Raw genomic sequence first — 17,914 nt, forward strand, 5'->3', positions numbered from 1 at the left:
AGATCGACCAACACGTCGAAGGCCGAGTCCGGCTACAAGCCGATGCTCTGCAGGTCCTGAGCGATGTCCGCGGCGGCCTCCACCACCGCGATGAACTCGATCATGCCGCCCAGCGCGGCCAGCCCGGCGGTGGCGGCGAGCGGAAGTTCGATTGCGGCCCTGAGGTTGCCCTGGGCGAGCTGGCTCACGAACAGCGTGAAGTCGTACGCGGGCATGGTGGTGGCAAACGCGGTGAGCAGGTCTGCCGTCGGGAGCAGCACCGAGTAGCCGGTGGAGACCACCGATGCGAACGTGTTGGCGATGTTGACCGGCGTCGGCGGTAGGACCGGCGGCGTCGGTGGTGCGTAAGCCTGAATGAGTGGCGGGAACCCGGGCGGTTGAATTACCGGGGCCGTGGTCAGCGCGTGCGGTGCGATGGCGAGGAAGTCGTTGATGCCCTGCTGGGTCCCCCGGACCAGAGCGTCCGCGACGACGCCCGGCGGGACTTCCGGGAACAGCCCGAACGGCGTAGGCACGTCGGCGTAGCCCGTCGAGTATCCGTAGTTGGGGTCGCCGTAGCCGAGGTTCACGATCACCTTCAGGTTCGGCTGTACCAGCGCCGCAAGGGGTTCGCCGATGACGGGGATGGCGCGCACCGGGTCCAGCAGCGGAAGATTCGGGTGATCGATGATGAACCACCTGTTGCTCGTCGCGCCGGTGGTCGGCAACTGCGTGGCCGCGTCGATCTGGGCCGGCGTGAGGTCCGCGTAAGTGGTGTGGACCGTGATGATGCCGAAGACGGCGTTGATGTCCGACAGGATGTTGAGCGGGTAGCGGGGGAAGTCGGCGAAGCCGTCGTACTGGAGCGTGTAAGTCGTTGTGGGATAAGGGGTATTGGGCATCGCGCCGTAGAACGGCAGACCCACGGTCGAGATGTCCAGGCCGGGGATGCGGGCCAGTATGCCCCCGTTGGGGTTCATCTCGTTGCCGGTGAGGATGAAACTGAGCTGACTGGGGAGCGGGGCATTGGGTCCCAGCGAAGCGTAATGCCCCATCAGCAGCGACGAGATGACCGCACTCTGCGAGTAGCCGAAAACGGTGACGTGGTTGCCGGCGTGGATCTGATCCCAGACCGCGGTGTCGAGGATCTGCAGGCCCTGTTGCACCGAGGAGGCGAAGATCAACGACCGCACGCCGGTGATCGGATACAGCTGCTCGGGAGTGACCAGCGATGTCAGAACCGCGCCCATCGCATTGGGCTGGATGAAGAGTTTATTGACAGCATCGAGGTAGGTCGGCCCGGGAATCGGAGTTCCGGTGCCGCCCATGGCAATTGCGATATTGTCGTTGAACACCGGCGGCAGGACGGGCGGCGCGGTCGGTTGGAAGAGCCCGCCCGTCACGCTCCGCCGAAGCTGGGCCGTGTTGATCGCCTCGGCGTTGACGTAGTAGTCGATCGTGGAGTTCAGGTTCTGAATCAGACCCTGGTACAGCGGCCCGAGCTTGGCGCTCATCGATTGGAATTCCCGGCCGAACCCACCGAAGAAGTCGGCGACCGCCGTCGACACCTCGTCGGCCGCCGCGGTCATCAGCGTGGTCGTGGGAGCTGCCGCGGCCGCGGCAGCCTCACCGATCGCCGTGCCGAGCCCGGACAATTCCGTCGCGGCGGCTGCCAATGCCGGCGGCTGCGCGAATACGTAAGACACCCTGGTGAGGGTAGAGCGGTTGCGCCACGATGTCTGGCCTTTGGCCCGACTCATAGAACCTGGCCCGGATCAGCCCAACAGAGCCTCTCGCAACCGGTTCACATCCGTCCCGGTGATGCCGGCGTCGCGCAGGTAGGCGTCCAGCGATCCGAACGACTCGTCGATCGTTTGCCATGCCGCCCAGAGGTATTCGGCGCGGACACCGAGAACTCCGTCGGACAGCCGCGCCTTGGTGAAGGTGACCACCTCGGGGGTCAGCTCGACGTCGGAGCGCTGCGCGATCATCTCGGCGATCTGGTGGCGAAGCTGCGGTACGGCTTCGTTGCTGCGCAGGTAGTCGGCGACGATGAGGTCGCGGTCCAGCCCGGCCGCTTCCAGGACTGTCGCGACCACGAATCCGGTACGGTCCTTGCCGGCGAAACAGTGGGTGAGCACCGGGCGGCCGGCGGCCAGCAACGTGAAGACCCGGCGTACCGCGCGTTGGGCCCCGTTGCGAGTGGGGAATTCGCGGTACTCCTCGGTCATGTAGCGGACCGCGTTGGCTTCAATCGCCTCGTCGGACTCGTCGGCGTCGCCTTCGGTCATCAACCGCCTGAACGCACTTTCGTGCGGGGCTTCATTGTTGTCGGGGTCATCGGCAGCGGGCTGGTCGTCGGCGAGGTCCGGGAAGGGCAACAGGTGGATGTCGACGCCGTCGGGCACCCGACCCGGGCCGCGCCGGCTGACCTCGCGGGTCGAGCGCAGGTCGGCGACGTCGGTGATGCCCAACCGGCGCAACACCTCCCGGCCGTCGTCGTCCAGTCCGCTCAGCTCACTGGATCGGAACAGCCGTCCGGGCCGAAGTGCCGCCGTCTGATCGGCGACATCGCGAAAGTTCCACGCCCCGGGCAGTTCCCGGGATGTCTCAGCCATGACTGGTGACCGCCGCGGCCAGGGCTGACTGCTCGCGGCCCAGCTCGGTGCGCGCGATGGTCCGCAGGTGCACCTCGTCGGGGCCGTCGAAGATACGCATCGCGCGGTGCCAGCCGTAGAGCCGGGCCAACACCGTGTCGTCGCTGACGCCGGCGGCGCCGTGTACCTGGATCGCGCGGTCGATGACGTCACATGCCACCTGCGGTGCTACCGCCTTGATTTGCGAGACCAGCAGATGCGCGGCCTTGTTGCCGTGTTTGTCGATGGTCCACGCCGCCTTCTCGCACAGCAGCCTGGCTTGGTCGATCTCGTTGCGGGACTTGGCAACCGCGTGTTGCACAAGTCCCTGGTCGGCGAGCGGGCGGCCGAACGCGATGCGGTTGTTGGCCCGGGCGACCATCAGCGCGAGCGCGCGTTCGGCTCCGCCGAGGGCGCGCATGCAGTGGTGGATGCGGCCCGGCCCGAGTCGTGCCTGAGCGATGGCGAAGCCGGTGCCCTCCTCGCCGAGCAGGTTGGTGGCCGGCACCCGCACGTTGTCGTAGACGATCTCGCAGTGGCCGTGCTGGTCCTGCCAGCCGAACACCGGTGTGGAGCGCACGACCGTCACTCCCGGGGTGTCCATCGGCACCAGGATCATGGACTGCTGCTGGTGGCTGGCCGCGTCGGGATTGGTGCGGCCCATGACGATGAGGATCTTGCAGCGTGGATCCGCCGCGCCCGACGTCCACCATTTGCGGCCGTTGATCACGTAGTCGGCGCCGTCGCGCACGATCGAGGTTTCGATGTTGCGCGCGTCGCTGCTGGCGACCGCGGGCTCGGTCATCGAGAACGCGCTGCGGATCTCCCCGTTCAGCAGCGGCTCGAGCCACTGCTTGCGCTGGGGTTCGGTGGCGAACAGGTGCAGGGTCTCCATGTTCCCGGTGTCCGGGGCCGCGCAGTTGAGCGCCTCCGGAGCGATCTCGAGACTCCAGCCGGTCAGTTCGGCCAGCGGCGCATACTCCAGGTTGGTCAGACCGGACTCGGCCGGCAGGAACAGGTTCCACAGGCCGCGTTCCCTTGCCTTGACCTTCAGGTCTTCGATGACCGGCGGGACCGTGAAGTCGCCGGGCCCGGCTTCGTGGCGGTACTTGTCATAGTCGGCCTCTGCCGGAAAGACGTGTTCGGTCATGAAGTCGGACAGTCGTTTGTGGTAATCGCTGGCTTTGGCCGACATTGCGAAGTCCATGACCGCCACGATAGGACACCTGTCACCACCCCCCGCGAGCAGACGCAGAATCGCATGCAAGAGCACGGATTTGTGCGATTTTGTGTCTGCTCGCGGGGACTATGGTGTTGTGTTATGCGCCCCCCGCTTCCGCCGTTCAGCCTCGAGACAGCGCTGCAGAAAGTTCAGGCCGCCGAAGACGCGTGGAACACCTGTGATCCCGAGCGGGTGAGCCTGGCCTACACGGTCGACTCGCAGTGGCGGAACCGCGGCGAGCACATCGTCGGCCGGGCCGAGATCGTTGCCTTCCTGACCCGCAAGTGGCAACGCGAACTCGACTACTCGCTACGCAAAGGTCTGTGGACCTTCACCGACAACCGGATTGCGGTGCGCTTTCAGTACGAGTGCCACGACCCGAGTGGCCAGTGGTTCCGCAGCTACGGCAACGAGCTCTGGGAATTCAGCGCGGACGGGCTGATGGCGCGCCGCGAAGCCAGCATCAACGATGTCGCGATCAATGAATCCGACCGCAGGCTGTTCGGGCCCCGCCTCGAGTCCGAGCACGGCGCGGACTTCCCGCTGTGGTGATCCGTTCTCAGACCGGCGGGTAGCTGGGCGGCGGATATCCGTTTCCGGACTCCACGCCGCGCAGGCCCCAGGTGAGATAGCTGAAGAAAAACTCGATCTCGTCGCTTCCGTCGTAGTCAGGACTCGGGTCCATCACTCCACCTCTCGACTGCCGATCGACTCCCCCATTGCGTCTGTTTCGCGAGTCTAGTCCTATCCGCGTCGGTGCGACAGGCGCGGTCCTGCCTAAACTGTCCAACTAGTTGATTGATAATCAGTCAGGTGGGGGGTCGTCCGCGCCCCCACCCGCAGTGACGAGGGTGAGTAGAGATGGCATCCGGAAGTGGCCTGACCCGCCGTGAGGAGTTGCTGGCGGTCGCCACCAAGCTGTTCGCCGCCCGCGGCTATCACGGGACCCGGATGGACGACGTCGCCGACGTGATCGGGCTGAACAAGGCCACGGTCTACCACTATTACGCGAGCAAAGCGCTGATCCTCTTCGACATCTACCGTCAGGCCGCCGAGGGAACGCTGGCCGCGGTCCACGACGACCCGTCCTGGACCGCGCGCGAAGCGCTGTATCAGTACACCGTCCGCCTGCTGACCGGTATCGCCGGCAATCCCGAACGCGCCGCCGTGTACTTCCAGGAACAGCCCTACATCACCGAGTGGTTCACCTCCGAACAGGTGGCCGAAGTCCGGGAGAAGGAAGCTCAGGTCTACGAGCACGTGCACGGCCTGATCGACCGCGGGATCGCCAGCGGCGAGTTCTACGAGTGCGACTCGCACGTGCTGGCGCTGGGCTACATCGGAATGACGCTGGGCAGCTACCGGTGGCTACGGCCCAGTGGTCGGCGCTCGGCCAAGGAGATCGCGGCCGAGTTCAGCACCGCGCTGCTGCGTGGGCTGATTCGCGATGAGGCGATCCGCACCACCGCTCCGCTGGGTCCCTGACGGGTCAGTTGAAGATCGGCGGGATGATGTGCAGCACATCGCCCAGGACGCCGCTGAGCACGGACAGCGCGGTCACCGGCGTCTGGCTGAATTGCGGGCCGAAGTAGAAATTCAGTCCGGGATTGGTCGAGGGAACCCACGGGTACGCGTCCGGGAAGTACTCCGGTCCCCAGAGGCCGGCCTGGACGCCTATTTCCACCGCGGCGCCGTAGGGCGCCTGGAGCAGTCCCTGACCGAGGTAGTAGGCGACGGTGAACGGGTTGGGAATGTTGATCAGCCCGGCCGGGGTGGGCAGATCGGCATAGCCGTAGTTGTAGCCGAGGTCGACCATCACCCGCAGCGGCGGCTGGATGAGGTCGGCAAGCACCGGTCCGGCGTAGGGGATGTCGCGGATGGGCTGCACCAGCGGCAGGTCCTGCGTGAGGAACATGTAGTACTGCGTGTTTCCGGTGTATCCCGGCGACGTCGGTAATTGCACCGCGTGGGAGAAATCCGTGCCCGAAATCAACGGGTAGCTCCCGTGTACGTAGAAATAGCCCATCAGCGCGTTGATGTCGGCGAGCACGTTCAGCGGGTACTGCGGAACGTGAGCGATGCCGTCGTACTGCGCGGTGTAGACGTAGGTCTCGTAGGGATTGCCGGCTGGCAGTGCACCGTTGAAGGGCACGTCCAGTATCGGCAGGTAGAAACCGGGGAAGCGGGACAGCAGACCGCCGTTGGGGTTGTTACCCGCCGCGGCCAGGATGAAGGACAGGTCGCCGACATGCGGCGAGCCGTTCGCCATGAGTTGGACGATGTAGTTGTTGACGATCGAGGCGCTCTGCGAGTAGCCGAAGGTGATGACGTCATGGCTCGGGACCAGGGCGAGCTGAGCGTTGACCGCGTTGCTGAGGATGGACACACCCTTGGCGACCGATTGGGTGTATGTCATGTCGCCCAGAGCCGGGGTGACCGGCCAGAACTGCTCCGGCGTGGGCAGCACGCTGGGAATGGCCCCCGGGTAGAGCGGCTTGATGTACCGGTTGAAGACGTTGGTGAGGTACTTCGCGTTCGGTATCGGGTCGTTGGTGCCGCCCATGATCAGCGCGGTGATCGGGTTTGCCAGGGTCGCCGCGGCGGAAGCGGCCGTCGGGGGCTGTGCGAGCAGTGACTGGGCTCCGTTGAGCAGCGCGCCGTTCAGCGCCTCCGCCTGGGTGTAGGCGCTCGCGGCGTTCGACAGGGCCCGGGTGAAGTCGCTCTGGAACAACGAAGCCTGCCTGACGACGGCCTGATATTCGTCGCCGTAGGCATTGAACAGGTTCGCCACCGCGGCCGAGACTTCGTCACCGGCGGCGGCCAGCAAGCCGGACGTCCGGCCTGCGGCGGCGGCGTTGGCGGCATGAATCGAGGCGGCGATCCCGTTGACATCGGTCGCCGCCGCGGCGAGCGCCTCGGGGGCAGTGAGCAGGTACGACATCTCCCCGTCCTTCCCGTCGACCGGCCCCCATCCCGGTCCGGCACGCACTACCCGCAACCGCGGGTATTAGGTATCAACCAGAGACTAGAACTGTGCGCCCGGGAATTCCGGCGTTTCGGCGGTTAATTGCCGGCGGTCTGCAGGTGTTTGTCGAGAAAAGCGATCTGGTCGGTCACAACGCGCTCGAAAGCGTCGTCGACGTAAATGGCGAAATGGCCCTCGGGGTAGGTCTTGATTTCGCCCCGCGGTGCCTTGGCCGCATAACGCAATGTGGGACCCGCCGGTGCCACCGAATCGGTTTGGCACACACAGAACAGAATCGGGCAGGAGATTTTCGCAGCGCTGCGACCCGGCCGGTAGAGAAGCACTTTCAGTCCGATCCGCGCCGCGACTTCGTTGCGCAGCTCCACACCCTCGGGCACCAGTTTGAGATAGCCGGGATAGGCGTCGGGTGCCGTCATCAGTGCGACCTCGCCCGGCATGCCCGCGGTCGGGATCATTACCGGCGGCTTGCCGCGGCGGGCACCCAACAGGTCGCGCACCGCCAGCGCGGTGACGCGGGTGGCGGTCACCGGGTTGATCGCCCCGATGGACGCCAGGCCGTCGGTGAACGGGCACTGTGCCACCGCCGCGGCGATGCCCGGCAGGCGGGCCGCCGACTCGATCACGTGGCCGCCACCGAAAGAGGTGCCCCACAACGCGATTCGGCTGGCGTCCAGGCCGGGCAGGGTGCGCGCGTAGGCAACGGCCGCCGCCCAGTCGGCGAGTTGCATGTCGATGTCGAGCAGCTGACGCGGCTGCCCCTCGCTGTCGCCGAAGTTGCGGTAGTCGAACACCAGGCAGGCGTAACCCGCCGCACGGAACCGCTCGGCGTAGGCATCGAGTCGCATCGTGCGCACCGCGCCCAGTCCGTGTGCCATCACCACCACCGGTGCCGGGCCGTCCGCCTCGGGCCGGTACAGCCAGGCGCTGATCCGGTCGCGACCGGAAATGAACGAGACGTCTTCGCGCTGCGGCATAGCGCAACAATAGTGCCGCCGAGAGCCCCGAAAAATTATGGACTACTGTCTAGAAAAGCTACAGCGTTGTGGGGACGGAAGGACACTCATGGCGATTCGCGTCGCCCACGTGGGCACCGGAAATGTCGGCGGGCTGGCCCTTGCCCAGCTCATCACCAACCCGGCGTACGAACTCACCGGCGTATGCGTGTCGACCCCGGAGAAAGTTGGACGCGACGCCGGCGAATTGTGCGGCGTGGGCCTGGATTCGGGCGTGACGACCGGAGTCACCGCGGTCGGCGACCTCGATGCGCTACTGGCCACCCAACCCGAGTGCGTCGTCTACTGCGCGATGGGCGACACCCGGTTGCCGGACGCGATGGCCGACGTGATGCGGATCCTGGCTGCCGGTGTCAATGTCGTCGGGTCCTCGCCGGGACTGCTGCAGTACCCGTGGGGCGTGATGCCGGACAAGTACATCGCACGGGTGGAAAAGACTGCGCAGCAAGGTAATTCGAGCATTTTCATCACCGGCGTCGACCCCGGGTTCATCAACGACCTGATCCCGTTCGCACTCGCCGGCACCTGCCAGCGCGTCGAAGCGGTGCGGTGCATGGAGATTCACGACTACGCGAGTTACAACGGCGCCGAGGTTATGCACTACATGGGCTTCGCGCGGCCATTGGACGAGATTCCGATGCTGCTGCAGCCGGGCGTGCTCAGCATCGCCTGGGGAACGGCGATCCGGCAGCTGGCGGCCGGCCTGGGCATCGAGGTCGACGAGATCACCGAGTCCTACCAGCGTGAGCCGGCTCCGGAGGATTTCGACATCGCGGTCGGCCGGGTGGCCAAGGGCACCCTGGCGGTGCTGCAGTTCGAGATCCGCGGCATGGTCAAGGGCCGTCCGGCGATCGTCATCGAGCACATCACCCGATTGCGTCCCGATCTGCGCCCCGACTTGGCCCAGCCCGCGGCCGGCACCGGCTCGTATCGCGTAGAGATCACCGGGGAGCCGTCCTACGCGGTGGACATCGTGCCGAGCAGCCGCAAGGGCGACCACAACCATGCGGCCATCGCCGGGGCCGCGGGCCGCATCGTCAATTCGATTCCGGACGTGATCTCGGCGCCGCCGGGCATCAGGAGCACGCTGGACCTGCCGCTGGTCACCGGAAAAGGTCTGTTCACGCCCACCGATCTGGTGGTCACCTAAACGAAAGGACTTGCAGCGATGGAACGACCGGGACGGGTCGAGGGCAAGGTCGCGTTGATCAGCGGCGGCGCCCGCGGAATGGGCGCCGAGGACGCGCGGCTGCTGGTCGAAGAAGGCGCGAAGGTGGTGATCGGCGACGTCCGTGACGACGAGGGCAATGCGCTGGTCGCTGAACTTGGTGAGGCGGCACGCTACGTCCATCTCGACGTCACGCAACTCGACCAGTGGGAGGCCGCGGTCGCCACGGCCACCGGCGAATTCGGCAAGCTCGACGTGCTGGTCAACAATGCCGGCATCGTCGCTGCCGGGCCGCTGCGCGAGTTCCGGATGGACAAGTGGCAGCAGGTGCTCGACGTCAACCTGACCGGCACCTTCCTGGGTATGCGCTCGGTGGTCGACCCGATGACCGAGGCCGGCGGCGGTTCCATCATCAATATCTCCTCGATCGAAGGGATCCGGGGAGCGCCGATGGTGCATCCCTACGTCGCTTCCAAGTGGGCCGTGCGCGGCATCACCAAATCCGCGGCGCTGGAACTCGCACCGGTGAACATCCGGGTGAACTCGGTGCACCCCGGCTTCATCCGCACCCCGATGACCGCGCACCTGCCCGAGGACATGGTCACCATCCCGTTGGGCCGGCCGGCCGAGGCGCGCGAAGTCGCAACATTCGTGGTGTTCCTGGCCAGCGACGAAGCCTCCTACGCCACCGGCAGCGAGTTCATCATGGACGGCGGGCTGGTGACCGACGTGCCGCACAAGCAGTTCTGAGCATGCTGTCGAGCCTGGCCGCCCTTCTGACCGAGGTGGTGGGCTCAAACCACGTCGTCACCGACCCTGACATATTGGCCGGCCGCAGCGTCGACCACACCGGCCGGTATCGCGGCAAGGCCAGCGCGCTGGTGCGGCCGGGCTCGGCTGACGAGGTGGCCGGGGTGTTGCGGGTGTGCCGCGACGCCGGCGTCCACGTCACCGTGCAGGGCGGTCGCACCTCCCTGGTCGCGGGCACCGTTCCCGAGCGCGACGACGTGCTGCTGTCCACTGAAAGGCTTTCTGCTGTAGGCGATGTCGACGTGGTTGAGCGGCGGGTGGTGGCGGGCGCGGGAGCCACCCTCGCGGCCGTCCAGGCGGCGGCCGGGGCGGCGGGCCTGATATTCGGCGTCGACCTGGCCGCGCGCGACTCCGCGACCGTGGGCGGCATGGCCTCTACAAACGCCGGCGGCCTGCGCACGGTCCGCTACGGCAACATGCGCGAGCAGGTCGTCGGTCTGGACGTGGCGCTGCCCGACGGCTCGGTGCTGCGCCGGCACAGCCGGGTACGCAGCGACAACACCGGCTACGACCTGCCGTCGCTGTTCGTCGGCGCGGAAGGCACCCTGGGCGTCATCACCGCACTCGACCTGCGATTGCACCCGGTTCCCCCGTACCGGGTGACCGCCCTGTGCGGGTTCGGCGACCTGGCGGCGCTGGTCGAGGCGGGCCGGGTGTTCGCCGAGGTGGACGGGATCGCGGCGCTGGAACTGATCGATGCCCGGGGAGTGGCATTGACCCGCGACCAGCTGGGGGTCGGGGCGCCGGTCGACGGCGACTGGTTGCTGCTCGTGGAGCTGGCGGCCGATCATGACCAGACCGAGCAGCTGGCCGGCCTGTTGGACCGGGTGGGACGATGCGGCGAGCCGGCGGTGGGCGTGGATACGGTTGCGCAACAACGTTTGTGGCGGCTCCGCGAAGCGCTGACCGAGGTGCTGGGGGTGTACGGTCCGCCGTTGAAATTCGATGTGTCGCTGCCGTTGTCGGCCATCGGTGATTTTGCCCGCGACGCGGTCGCGTTGATCGGAAACCGGGTGCCGGAAGCGCTGCCGGTGCTGTTCGGCCACGTCGGGGAGGGCAACCTGCACCTGAACGTGTTGCGCGTGCCCTCCGGGCAGGAGCCGGCCCTGTATGCGGCGATGATGGAGCTGATCGCCGGGTGTGGGGGGAATGTCAGTTCCGAACACGGCGTCGGCACTGTGAAGAGGTCTTACCTGGGCATGTCACGGGAACCCGCCGACATCGCCGCGATGCGCGTCGTCAAGGCGGCGCTGGACCCGACCGGCTACCTCAACGCGGCGGTGCTGTTCAGTCGGTAGGCCCCTTGATGCCGACGGCGTGACGCAACTGAGCCAGGAACTGATCGGCGTCGTCACTGCGAACGACGTAGTGCGAGATCGCGATTCGGATCGCTGTCGCCGCTTTCACCGCGGCGTTCGGTCCCGGCAGGAGCCGTTGTAAGCCCTCCCGCATCTCCGGGATGACACCGGACATCATCGGGATGACGTGCTCGGGTTCGATGTCGACCATCCGCACCCCGGAGTACGAGTACTGATAGTCGACGATGAATCGCAATGCGGCGTCCAGCCTTTCGACGCCTTTGAGTCCCGCGGTCGCCTTCGCCAGTCCCTTCTCGAAATTGTCCCGCTCGTAGCGGGAGAAGGCGGACATCAACTCCTCTTTGGATGCGAACCAGCGGTAGAGCGTGGGGCGCGACACCCCGGCCTGTGTCGAGACCTCGGACAGGCTGAGTTTGGTCTTGCCGCTGCGGGCCAGCACCTCCGCGGTGGCCGCGAGGATCCGCTGACGGGTCGAAGTGTCGTTCTCGACGCTTTCGCTCACCGGCGATGGCTGGCTCATGACTTGTTCTCTCCCAATGGTTTTGGGTTTGGTTTTGGGTTTGGCTTTGGCGGCCTGGGGCGTACCAGCACCGATTGCTGGATTGCGCCGACCGCGCCGTGTTCGTCGAACAGCGTCCCGATCGTCGTTCCGATGCCGTCCGGCCCGTAGCTGGTTTCCGCGCGGATGCCGGTCCATTCCCCCTCGGGGACCCGGAACACGTGTACGGCCAAATCCGTGTTCACGAAGGTGAACTTGGTGATGTCCAGCTTGCTGCCGATGCCGTTGGCGCAGTCGGCCACCGCGAACAACCGCTCCAGCGGCGTCATGGTCTCACCGGCGACGAGGTCCGCGATCGGCCTGATCCAGGACTCACCCGGGCCCGGCGTCATCGGCACGGTCAGCCACAGCCATTCCAAACTGTGCACGTAGTTGCGGTCCCAGTTTTTCGCGGCCAGGTTGCGGTCGCGCGCCTCGGACACCGGGCGGGGCAGCGGCATTGGCGCATGCGCCACGGCCGCGGTGTCGACCTGCTGCAACCTCCAACCGCTGGCCCGGGCCACCGGCCGCGGCGCGCCGTCGGGGCCGGGAGCCAGCATCTCGGCGGTGACCAACTCGATCTGCTTGCCACCGCGTTCCAGCCTGGAACGGACCCACAGATCCCCTTCAACCGGGACCGCGCCGAGCAGGTCGATCACCACCCGGCTCAGCCTGGTGTCGTCGCGCCGCTCGCATCGTTCCAGCGCCCGCGTCAGCAGCGCCGATACCGGCGCGCCGTGCTGTATCGAGGACGACCAGGTGCCGCGGGCCAGATCGGTGGCCCGGAACTTCTCGCCCTGCGCGTCGGCGCTGTCGATCAGCTCGTAGTACGAGTCGGTCATCATCCCCCTCAAGTCAGGGCAGGCCGGCGCCCGGAATGTCCACCTGCACCGCGTCCAGCCTGGCCAGCCGGGTGCCCACCAGTCGCCTGGGATAAGCATCGGTGCTCGTCAGCAAGAACAGCGTGCGCCGCTCCGGTCCGCCGAGCGCGCACGCGATGGCGACCCGGTCACCGAGGTCGATCCGGTCCGTCACCTCGCCACCTTCGGTGATCCGCTCGAACTGATGAGCCAGCGTCATCGCCACCCACACGCCACCGCGGGCGTCCAGTGCGATGCCGTCCGGTGGGCCGTCGAGGTTGTCGGCGAAGAGCCGGCGATCGGTGAGCCCGCCGTCTTCGGTGATCGAGTATGCCGTCAACCGGCGGCCGATCGATTCGGCGACGATGAGCGTGCCCCGGTCTTCAGTGATGACCATCCCGTTGGGGAAGTCGAGATCTGTTGCCACGACGGTCGCGCTGTCGTCGGTGTCGAGCCGGACGATGATGCCGCCTTCGACCGCCTGGGAGCCGATGTAGGCCCGCCCGAGGTCGTCGATGACCATGTCGCCGAGGCTGGCCGGCGCGAGGTCCGACAGGTCGGCGACCGGCGCCACCGTCTCGCCGTCGTACCGGAGAACCTGCTTTTCTTCGGTGGAGACGATGAGCAGTGACCCGTCGGGCCGGAAACCCAGTCCGGAAGGGGAGTGGCCCGGCAGCGGCAGGGTGGTGAGCGAGCCGCGCCAGTCGCAGGTGTGAACGGCAGCGCCGAGCATGTCGGAGAACCAGAGCAAGCCCTCGAACCAGCGCGGACCCTCTCCGAAGCAAAAGCCGTCGGCGAGCGGTGTCGGCGCCGGCGTGCCTTTACAAATCACTGCCAAAGTGTCATGCACCGTGGGCATCGCTGTCAACGCGCGCCGGCTGGCCGGCAAGCTTTACAATTATTGCTCAAAATGTCACGCTGGGCCGTGAGCTGCCGGAACAAGGGGTGAGCGCGTTGACGACAGAGTCTGAACAGGTCCAGTGGTCGGTGGAGAGCCTGCTGGATCTCTTCGAGGTGCGGCCCGACGGCCCCGACCGGTTCATCGCCGAGACCGGACTGGCGGGTCAGGACGGCCGGCAGGTGGTGGAAGGCACCCAGGTTGTCGCTCAGGCGATTGTGGCCGCGGCGAACCGGTTCGAGGGCAAGTCCGTGCGTTCGGCGCACGCTGTCTTCGCCCGCGCTGTCATGGTGGGGCCACCGATCGAACTCGTGCTCGATGTGCTGAACGAGGGACGCTCCACCGCGACGGCGATCATCTCGGTGCTGCAGAACGGCAAGCGGTGCGTGAGTGTCACGGTGCTCACCGACGTTCCGACCGGCGACGTCATCCGCCACCACCTGACCCGGCCCGATGTCGCGGCGCCCGCAGACGCCAACGCTGTCGAGATGCCGATGGCCGGCCGCGAACTCCGCCTGGTCGACGTGGTCGATGTGAACAGTCCTGATGAGGTCGGCCCGCCGGAGTTGTATGCGTGGCTGCATTACGACCCCATTCCCGAGCGGGACGATCTGGCCAAGGCATTGATCGCGTATTTCACTGGGCACCTTGGTATTTCGACGACAATGCGGGCGCATCCGGGCATCGGCACCGCCCAGGCGCACCTGACGGTGTCGACCGCGCCGATGTCGATCTTCGTGTCATTCCACGAACCGGTGCGTTGGGACGACTGGCTGCTCTACAGCCACGAGAGCACGCAGGTCGGTGCGGGAATGTCCTACGTGCGCGGCACCATTCACACCGAGGACGGCGATCTGCTGTGTTCCTTCGCGCAGGAGGCGCTGATCCGCCCGCTGCGCACCAGTGACACGTCGATCGGCGCTGCGGCCAGATTCTGATTCCCATGCGCTTCACCATCACTCACCCGATGCACAGTCATCCGTACAACCCGGAACTGGTGAGCGGCGACGGCATCGCGACGGTGGCGGCCGCGGCCGAGAAGGCCGGATTCCACGGGTTCGGGTTCACCGATCATCCGGCTCCGTCGCAGCGCTGGCTGGAAGCGGGTGGCCACGACGCGCTGGATCCTTTTGTGGCCCTGGGCTTTGCGGCGGCGCAGACGTCCGAGCTTCGGCTGATTCCGAACATCGTGGTGCTGCCCTACCGAAACCCGTTCGTGGTGGCCAAATCCGGCGCCACCCTGGATCTGTTGTCCGGTGGCCGGTTCACGCTTGCCGTGGGGGTGGGCTATCTGCGTCGGGAGTTCGCCGCCCTGGGCGTCGACTACGACAAGCGTGCGGAATTGTTCGAGGAAGCCCTGCAGGCGATCCGGGCCATCTGGACGTCCGACGACATCTCCTTCGAGGGGCAGCACTTCACCGCGCGGGGGATCACCGCGCACCCGTTGCCGGTAAGCCGGCCGCATCCGCCCATCTGGATCGGCGGCAATACCGGTATGGCTCGCCAACGGGTCGCGCAATACGGGGATGGGTGGTGCCCGTTCCCCGCTCCGGCAGGACTGGCGCGCACTGCGGGAACCGCCGTCATCGATTCGATCGAGTCGCTGGCCACCGGGATCGACGATCTGCGGCGGCGGTGCGACGCGGCGGGCAAGGACTGGTCGGCGATCGATATCACCTTCAGTAATTTCGAGGGCGGGAACCCGGCCAGCGACGACTTCAATGCCGACGCATACCTGGACGGGCTGGAAAAGCTTGCCGCACTGGGTATTACATGGGTGTCGGCGCACCTTCCCGGCGACAGTCTGGCGCACGCGCTCGAAGTGATGGACCGGTTCGGGTCTCTGGTGATCGATGTGATTTGAGTGGACTTCTCTGTGGTACCGCTGTCCGACGAGGATCGGGCATTTCATGACCAGACGCGCGCGTTCGTCACCGAACACGTCACGGATGACGTGCGTCGGCGGAACCGAGAGTTCGGCGAGAACTTCGATGAGCGAGTCCATTTGGCGTTGGGTGAGGCCGGTTATCTGGCCTCGGATTGGAAACCGGAATCCGAGGGAGGGTTCAGCGCCGTCCGTCGGCGGATTTTCAACCTGGAAATCGCCCGGGCTCACACGCCGTGGTACCACTGGGGCACCACGTCCGTCGTCGCCCAGCTCGTGGAGCAGTTCGCGGCGCCCGAGCTCGTGCAGATGGTGTTGCCGGGTGTGTTGTCGGGGGAGGTGCGGTTGTGTCTGGGCTACACCGAACCCGAAGGCGGCTCCGACGTCGCGACCTGCAAGACGCGTGCGGTACGGGAGGCAGACGGCTGGGTTATCAGTGGCTCCAAGATGTTCACGTCAAACGCGCAGAATGCGAAGTACGTCTTCCTGCTGACCAACACCGACCCGCAGGGGCCGAAACACCGAAACCTGACCATGTTTCTGGTGCCGCTGGATTCACCGGGTATCGAGATCCGGGGCATCCGCACCCTGGACGGCGACCGCACCAACATCGTGTTCTACAGCAACGTCCGGGTCGACGACCTGTACCGGATCGGTGAGGTCAACGCCGGCTGGACGGTGATGCGGGCCGCACTGGACTCCGAGCACGGGTTGACCGAACGGGATGCCGAGGGGTTGCAGGACGTCGCCGCGATGGCCGGGCACGGCCTGGTGATGGCCGAGGCGGTCGACCGGGTGGCCGCGTTGGCAGATGTTGAAGACGCGTCCGTGCAGTATCGGCTGGGGCGCAGTTTCGCGCGGATGGAGGCGGCGTTGTCCAGCCCGGGAATGTTCGGCCGCGTCGCGATCGGGCAGACCATGCGTGACATTTCAGGGGACCTGATGGACATGCTGGGGCCGGCAGCGGCCCTGCCGACGGACGCCGAGGGGTCCGCCGACGACGGCTCGGCGGAGCATCTCTTCCGGTTGGCCCTGCCGATGGGAATCTACGGCGGCAGCCTCGAGGTGTTCCGGAACATGATCGCCCAGCACGAGTTGCGGTTGGGTCGGCCCAGTTACGGCAGCTCGGCCTCGACTTGAGCCCTTGCGGCGTCGAAGCTGAAAAACCCTGCTATGGGCTGACTTTCGGGGTAAGGGTCGGGGTAGGTCCAGGCGACGTCCTCGATGACGGTGTTGCCCATGACCGCCGACCAATACGTCGCATATCCTTTGTAGTTGCAGTAACTTGCGGTCTCGGTCTGCCTGAGCAGATCGGTGCGTACATGTCTCGGATGGACGTAAAGCCTTGGTTCAAGCGCGGTTTCGAAGAGAATCAGGGTGTCGTCGGTATGGACCAGCTGGGTGTCGCTGATTGACACCCGGAGCCTTCTGTTGGTCGGCCTGCAGTCGACGCGGTGGTAGGGGTTGGGCGGGTAGTGAACGAGCTCACGACCTTCCTCGAACCAGGTGTCCACCGCGTCCCAGGCCACGCGAACGAAGCCTGGTGCGTCTGGTTCGGGTTCGGTTGGGAGCCCGGTGATTACGTCTTCTGGGAAGGCGTAGCTGAGCGGTTTGTTCTGCCGGTGCACCATCAGCGCCCGTTCGGTGTCGATCACGGTGTGTCCGTTACGTGTGGCCTGAATCCGACGCGGATGCGGCTCGATGTAGACGACGCTCTCGGGGATAGGGGGAGTGAATCGTCCGGCGGGATTGCTGCTGAGTGGGCCGCGTCCGGCTACCAGGCTCATTATCAAAGGGTAACGGCGGGTGGCGGGACGCAGTTGTCCACAAGTCGCGACCCTGCCACAAAGTATGAGTCAGTAGGTTCAGGTATGCTCGAACATGTGTTCGATCTACTGGGATTCTCGCAGGTGGACCCGGGTGCCACCGAAGCCGAACTGGTCGCGCGCATCACCGAGTTGGAGCAGGTGAAATCCGCGGCGGCTGCGGGGCAGGCGCGGGCGGCGGCCGCCCTGGATGCCGCCCGGCGTGCCGCGGAATCGGCCGCGGGAGTGCCGGCGGGCAAGCGGGGCCGCGGGGTGGCCAGCGAGGTCGCCCTGGCGCGCCGCGATTCCCCCGCCCGCGGGGGCCGGCACCTCGGATTCGCCAAAGCCTTGGTGCACGAGATGCCCCACACCCTGGCCGCGCTGGAACACGGCGCGCTCAGCGAATGGCGCGCCACCCTGATCGTGCGGGAATCGGCCTGCCTGGACGTCGAGGACCGCCGCACGCTGGACCGCGAACTGTGCGCCGAGATGGACACGCTGGCGGGCCTGGGTGACACACGGATCACCGCCGCGGCCCAAAAGATCGCCTACCGCCTGAACGCCCGCGCCGTCGTCGAGCGGGCCGCCCAAGCCCCCGCCGACCGCACCGTCACCATCCGCCCGGCGCCGGACACCATGACCTGGGTCAGCATCCTGCTGCCCGTCGCCCAGGGCGTCGGGGTCTACGCCGCGCTACGCCGCACCGCCGACACCACCGTCGACGGCCGCTCCCGCGGACAAGTCATGGCCGACACCGCCTTCGAACGCATCACCGCCACCCCCGCCACCACCCCG

19 protein-coding genes are annotated in these 17,914 nt (G+C 66.5%); 9 read left to right on the forward strand and 10 right to left on the reverse strand.

Going from position 1 to position 17,914, the window contains the following annotated elements:
- Nucleotides 1-32: 32 nt before the first annotated feature.
- The 3 genes from AO501_RS02075 to AO501_RS02085 all read right to left on the reverse strand — a co-directional run bounded on the left by AO501_RS02075 (nucleotide 33) and on the right by AO501_RS02085 (nucleotide 3,810).
- On the reverse strand, nucleotides 33-1,685 hold the full coding sequence (locus AO501_RS02075; protein WP_055576092.1) for a PE family protein: 1,653 nt from the start codon (nucleotides 1,683-1,685) through the stop codon (nucleotides 33-35).
- 69 nt (nucleotides 1,686-1,754) lie between these two features.
- The gene (locus AO501_RS02080; protein WP_055576093.1) at nucleotides 1,755-2,597 is read right to left on the reverse strand and encodes a tyrosine-protein phosphatase; all 843 of its coding nucleotides are present in this window, start codon (nucleotides 2,595-2,597) and stop codon (nucleotides 1,755-1,757) included.
- Nucleotides 2,590-3,810 carry an acyl-CoA dehydrogenase family protein gene (locus AO501_RS02085; RefSeq protein WP_156452266.1) on the reverse strand — a complete coding sequence of 407 codons (1,221 nt, stop codon included), beginning with the start codon at nucleotides 3,808-3,810 and terminating at the stop codon, nucleotides 2,590-2,592. Before AO501_RS02085 ends, AO501_RS02080 begins: the two co-directional genes overlap by 8 nt.
- 126 nt (nucleotides 3,811-3,936) lie before the next feature.
- On the opposite strand from AO501_RS02085, the gene AO501_RS02090 reads away from it, so the two are divergent.
- Entirely contained in the window at nucleotides 3,937-4,389 is a 453-nt protein-coding gene (locus AO501_RS02090; RefSeq protein ID WP_055576095.1) for a DUF1348 family protein, read from the forward strand.
- Nucleotides 4,390-4,396: 7 nt separating this feature from the next.
- On the opposite strand, the gene AO501_RS36765 is transcribed toward AO501_RS02090, so the two are convergent.
- Nucleotides 4,397-4,525, reverse strand: a complete 129-nt coding sequence (locus AO501_RS36765) for a hypothetical protein (protein WP_197419735.1) — start codon at nucleotides 4,523-4,525, stop codon at nucleotides 4,397-4,399.
- 173 nt (nucleotides 4,526-4,698) lie between these two features.
- On the opposite strand from AO501_RS36765, the gene AO501_RS02095 reads away from it, so the two are divergent.
- Nucleotides 4,699-5,322 carry a TetR/AcrR family transcriptional regulator gene (locus tag AO501_RS02095; RefSeq protein ID WP_055576096.1) on the forward strand — a complete coding sequence of 208 codons (624 nt, stop codon included), beginning with the start codon at nucleotides 4,699-4,701 and terminating at the stop codon, nucleotides 5,320-5,322.
- 4 nt (nucleotides 5,323-5,326) lie between these two features.
- Here the strand turns inward: AO501_RS02095 and AO501_RS02100 are convergent, their stop codons facing one another.
- On the reverse strand, nucleotides 5,327-6,778 hold the full coding sequence (locus tag AO501_RS02100; protein ID WP_055576097.1) for a PE family protein: 1,452 nt from the start codon (nucleotides 6,776-6,778) through the stop codon (nucleotides 5,327-5,329).
- A gap of 122 nt (nucleotides 6,779-6,900) precedes the next feature.
- Nucleotides 6,901-7,797, reverse strand: coding sequence for an alpha/beta hydrolase (locus tag AO501_RS02105; RefSeq protein ID WP_055576098.1), 897 nt, complete (start codon nucleotides 7,795-7,797; stop codon nucleotides 6,901-6,903).
- A gap of 88 nt (nucleotides 7,798-7,885) precedes the next feature.
- Between AO501_RS02105 and AO501_RS02110 the strand changes: the two genes are divergently transcribed.
- Genes AO501_RS02110 through AO501_RS02120 form a run of 3 tightly spaced genes read left to right on the forward strand, consistent with a single transcriptional unit; the run spans nucleotide 7,886 to nucleotide 11,112 of the window.
- Nucleotides 7,886-8,986 (forward strand): hypothetical protein, encoded by a 1,101-nt coding sequence (locus AO501_RS02110; RefSeq protein ID WP_055576099.1) that lies wholly within the window; start codon nucleotides 7,886-7,888, stop codon nucleotides 8,984-8,986.
- 18 nt (nucleotides 8,987-9,004) lie between these two features.
- The gene (locus AO501_RS02115; RefSeq protein WP_055576100.1) at nucleotides 9,005-9,754 is read left to right on the forward strand and encodes a glucose 1-dehydrogenase; all 750 of its coding nucleotides are present in this window, start codon (nucleotides 9,005-9,007) and stop codon (nucleotides 9,752-9,754) included.
- Nucleotides 9,755-9,756: 2 nt separating this feature from the next.
- Nucleotides 9,757-11,112, forward strand: coding sequence for an FAD-binding oxidoreductase (locus tag AO501_RS02120; protein ID WP_055576101.1), 1,356 nt, complete (start codon nucleotides 9,757-9,759; stop codon nucleotides 11,110-11,112).
- Here the strand turns inward: AO501_RS02120 and AO501_RS02125 are convergent.
- The 3 genes from AO501_RS02125 to AO501_RS02135 are packed head-to-tail and all read right to left on the reverse strand — an operon-like array spanning nucleotide 11,102 to nucleotide 13,390.
- The gene (locus AO501_RS02125) at nucleotides 11,102-11,653 is read right to left on the reverse strand and encodes a TetR/AcrR family transcriptional regulator (RefSeq protein ID WP_055576102.1); all 552 of its coding nucleotides are present in this window, start codon (nucleotides 11,651-11,653) and stop codon (nucleotides 11,102-11,104) included. The two genes, AO501_RS02120 and AO501_RS02125, sit on opposite strands and share 11 nt — an antisense overlap.
- Nucleotides 11,650-12,513: a thioesterase family protein gene (locus tag AO501_RS02130; protein ID WP_055576167.1), complete on the reverse strand. Its 864-nt coding sequence runs from the start codon at nucleotides 12,511-12,513 to the stop codon at nucleotides 11,650-11,652. Before AO501_RS02130 ends, AO501_RS02125 begins: the two co-directional genes overlap by 4 nt.
- 13 nt (nucleotides 12,514-12,526) lie before the next feature.
- On the reverse strand, nucleotides 12,527-13,390 hold the full coding sequence (locus AO501_RS02135; protein WP_055576103.1) for an SMP-30/gluconolactonase/LRE family protein: 864 nt from the start codon (nucleotides 13,388-13,390) through the stop codon (nucleotides 12,527-12,529).
- 86 nt (nucleotides 13,391-13,476) lie between these two features.
- Between AO501_RS02135 and AO501_RS02140 the strand changes: the two genes are divergently transcribed.
- Genes AO501_RS02140 through AO501_RS02150 form a run of 3 tightly spaced genes read left to right on the forward strand, consistent with a single transcriptional unit; the run spans nucleotide 13,477 to nucleotide 16,454 of the window.
- On the forward strand, nucleotides 13,477-14,367 hold the full coding sequence (locus tag AO501_RS02140; protein WP_082658319.1) for an acyl-CoA thioesterase: 891 nt from the start codon (nucleotides 13,477-13,479) through the stop codon (nucleotides 14,365-14,367).
- Between the two features lie 5 nt (nucleotides 14,368-14,372).
- Complete coding sequence (locus AO501_RS02145) at nucleotides 14,373-15,293, forward strand: LLM class F420-dependent oxidoreductase (RefSeq protein WP_055576104.1); 921 nt, start codon at nucleotides 14,373-14,375, stop codon at nucleotides 15,291-15,293.
- A complete protein-coding gene (locus AO501_RS02150) occupies nucleotides 15,294-16,454 on the forward strand; it encodes an acyl-CoA dehydrogenase family protein (RefSeq protein WP_055576105.1) in 1,161 nt (386 codons plus the stop codon).
- Here AO501_RS02150 and AO501_RS02155 read toward each other — a convergent pair.
- Nucleotides 16,430-17,101 (reverse strand): DUF427 domain-containing protein, encoded by a 672-nt coding sequence (locus AO501_RS02155; RefSeq protein ID WP_055576106.1) that lies wholly within the window; start codon nucleotides 17,099-17,101, stop codon nucleotides 16,430-16,432. The genes AO501_RS02150 and AO501_RS02155 overlap by 25 nt on opposite strands.
- Before the next feature lie 84 nt (nucleotides 17,102-17,185).
- On the opposite strand from AO501_RS02155, the gene AO501_RS02160 reads away from it, so the two are divergent.
- Nucleotides 17,186-17,914: DUF222 domain-containing protein (locus tag AO501_RS02160; protein WP_156452253.1), on the forward strand; the 729-nt coding region annotated here is incomplete at its 3' end.

It is taken from the genome of Mycobacterium gordonae, assembly GCF_001417955.2.
GTDB lineage: Bacteria > Actinomycetota > Actinomycetes > Mycobacteriales > Mycobacteriaceae > Mycobacterium > Mycobacterium gordonae_B.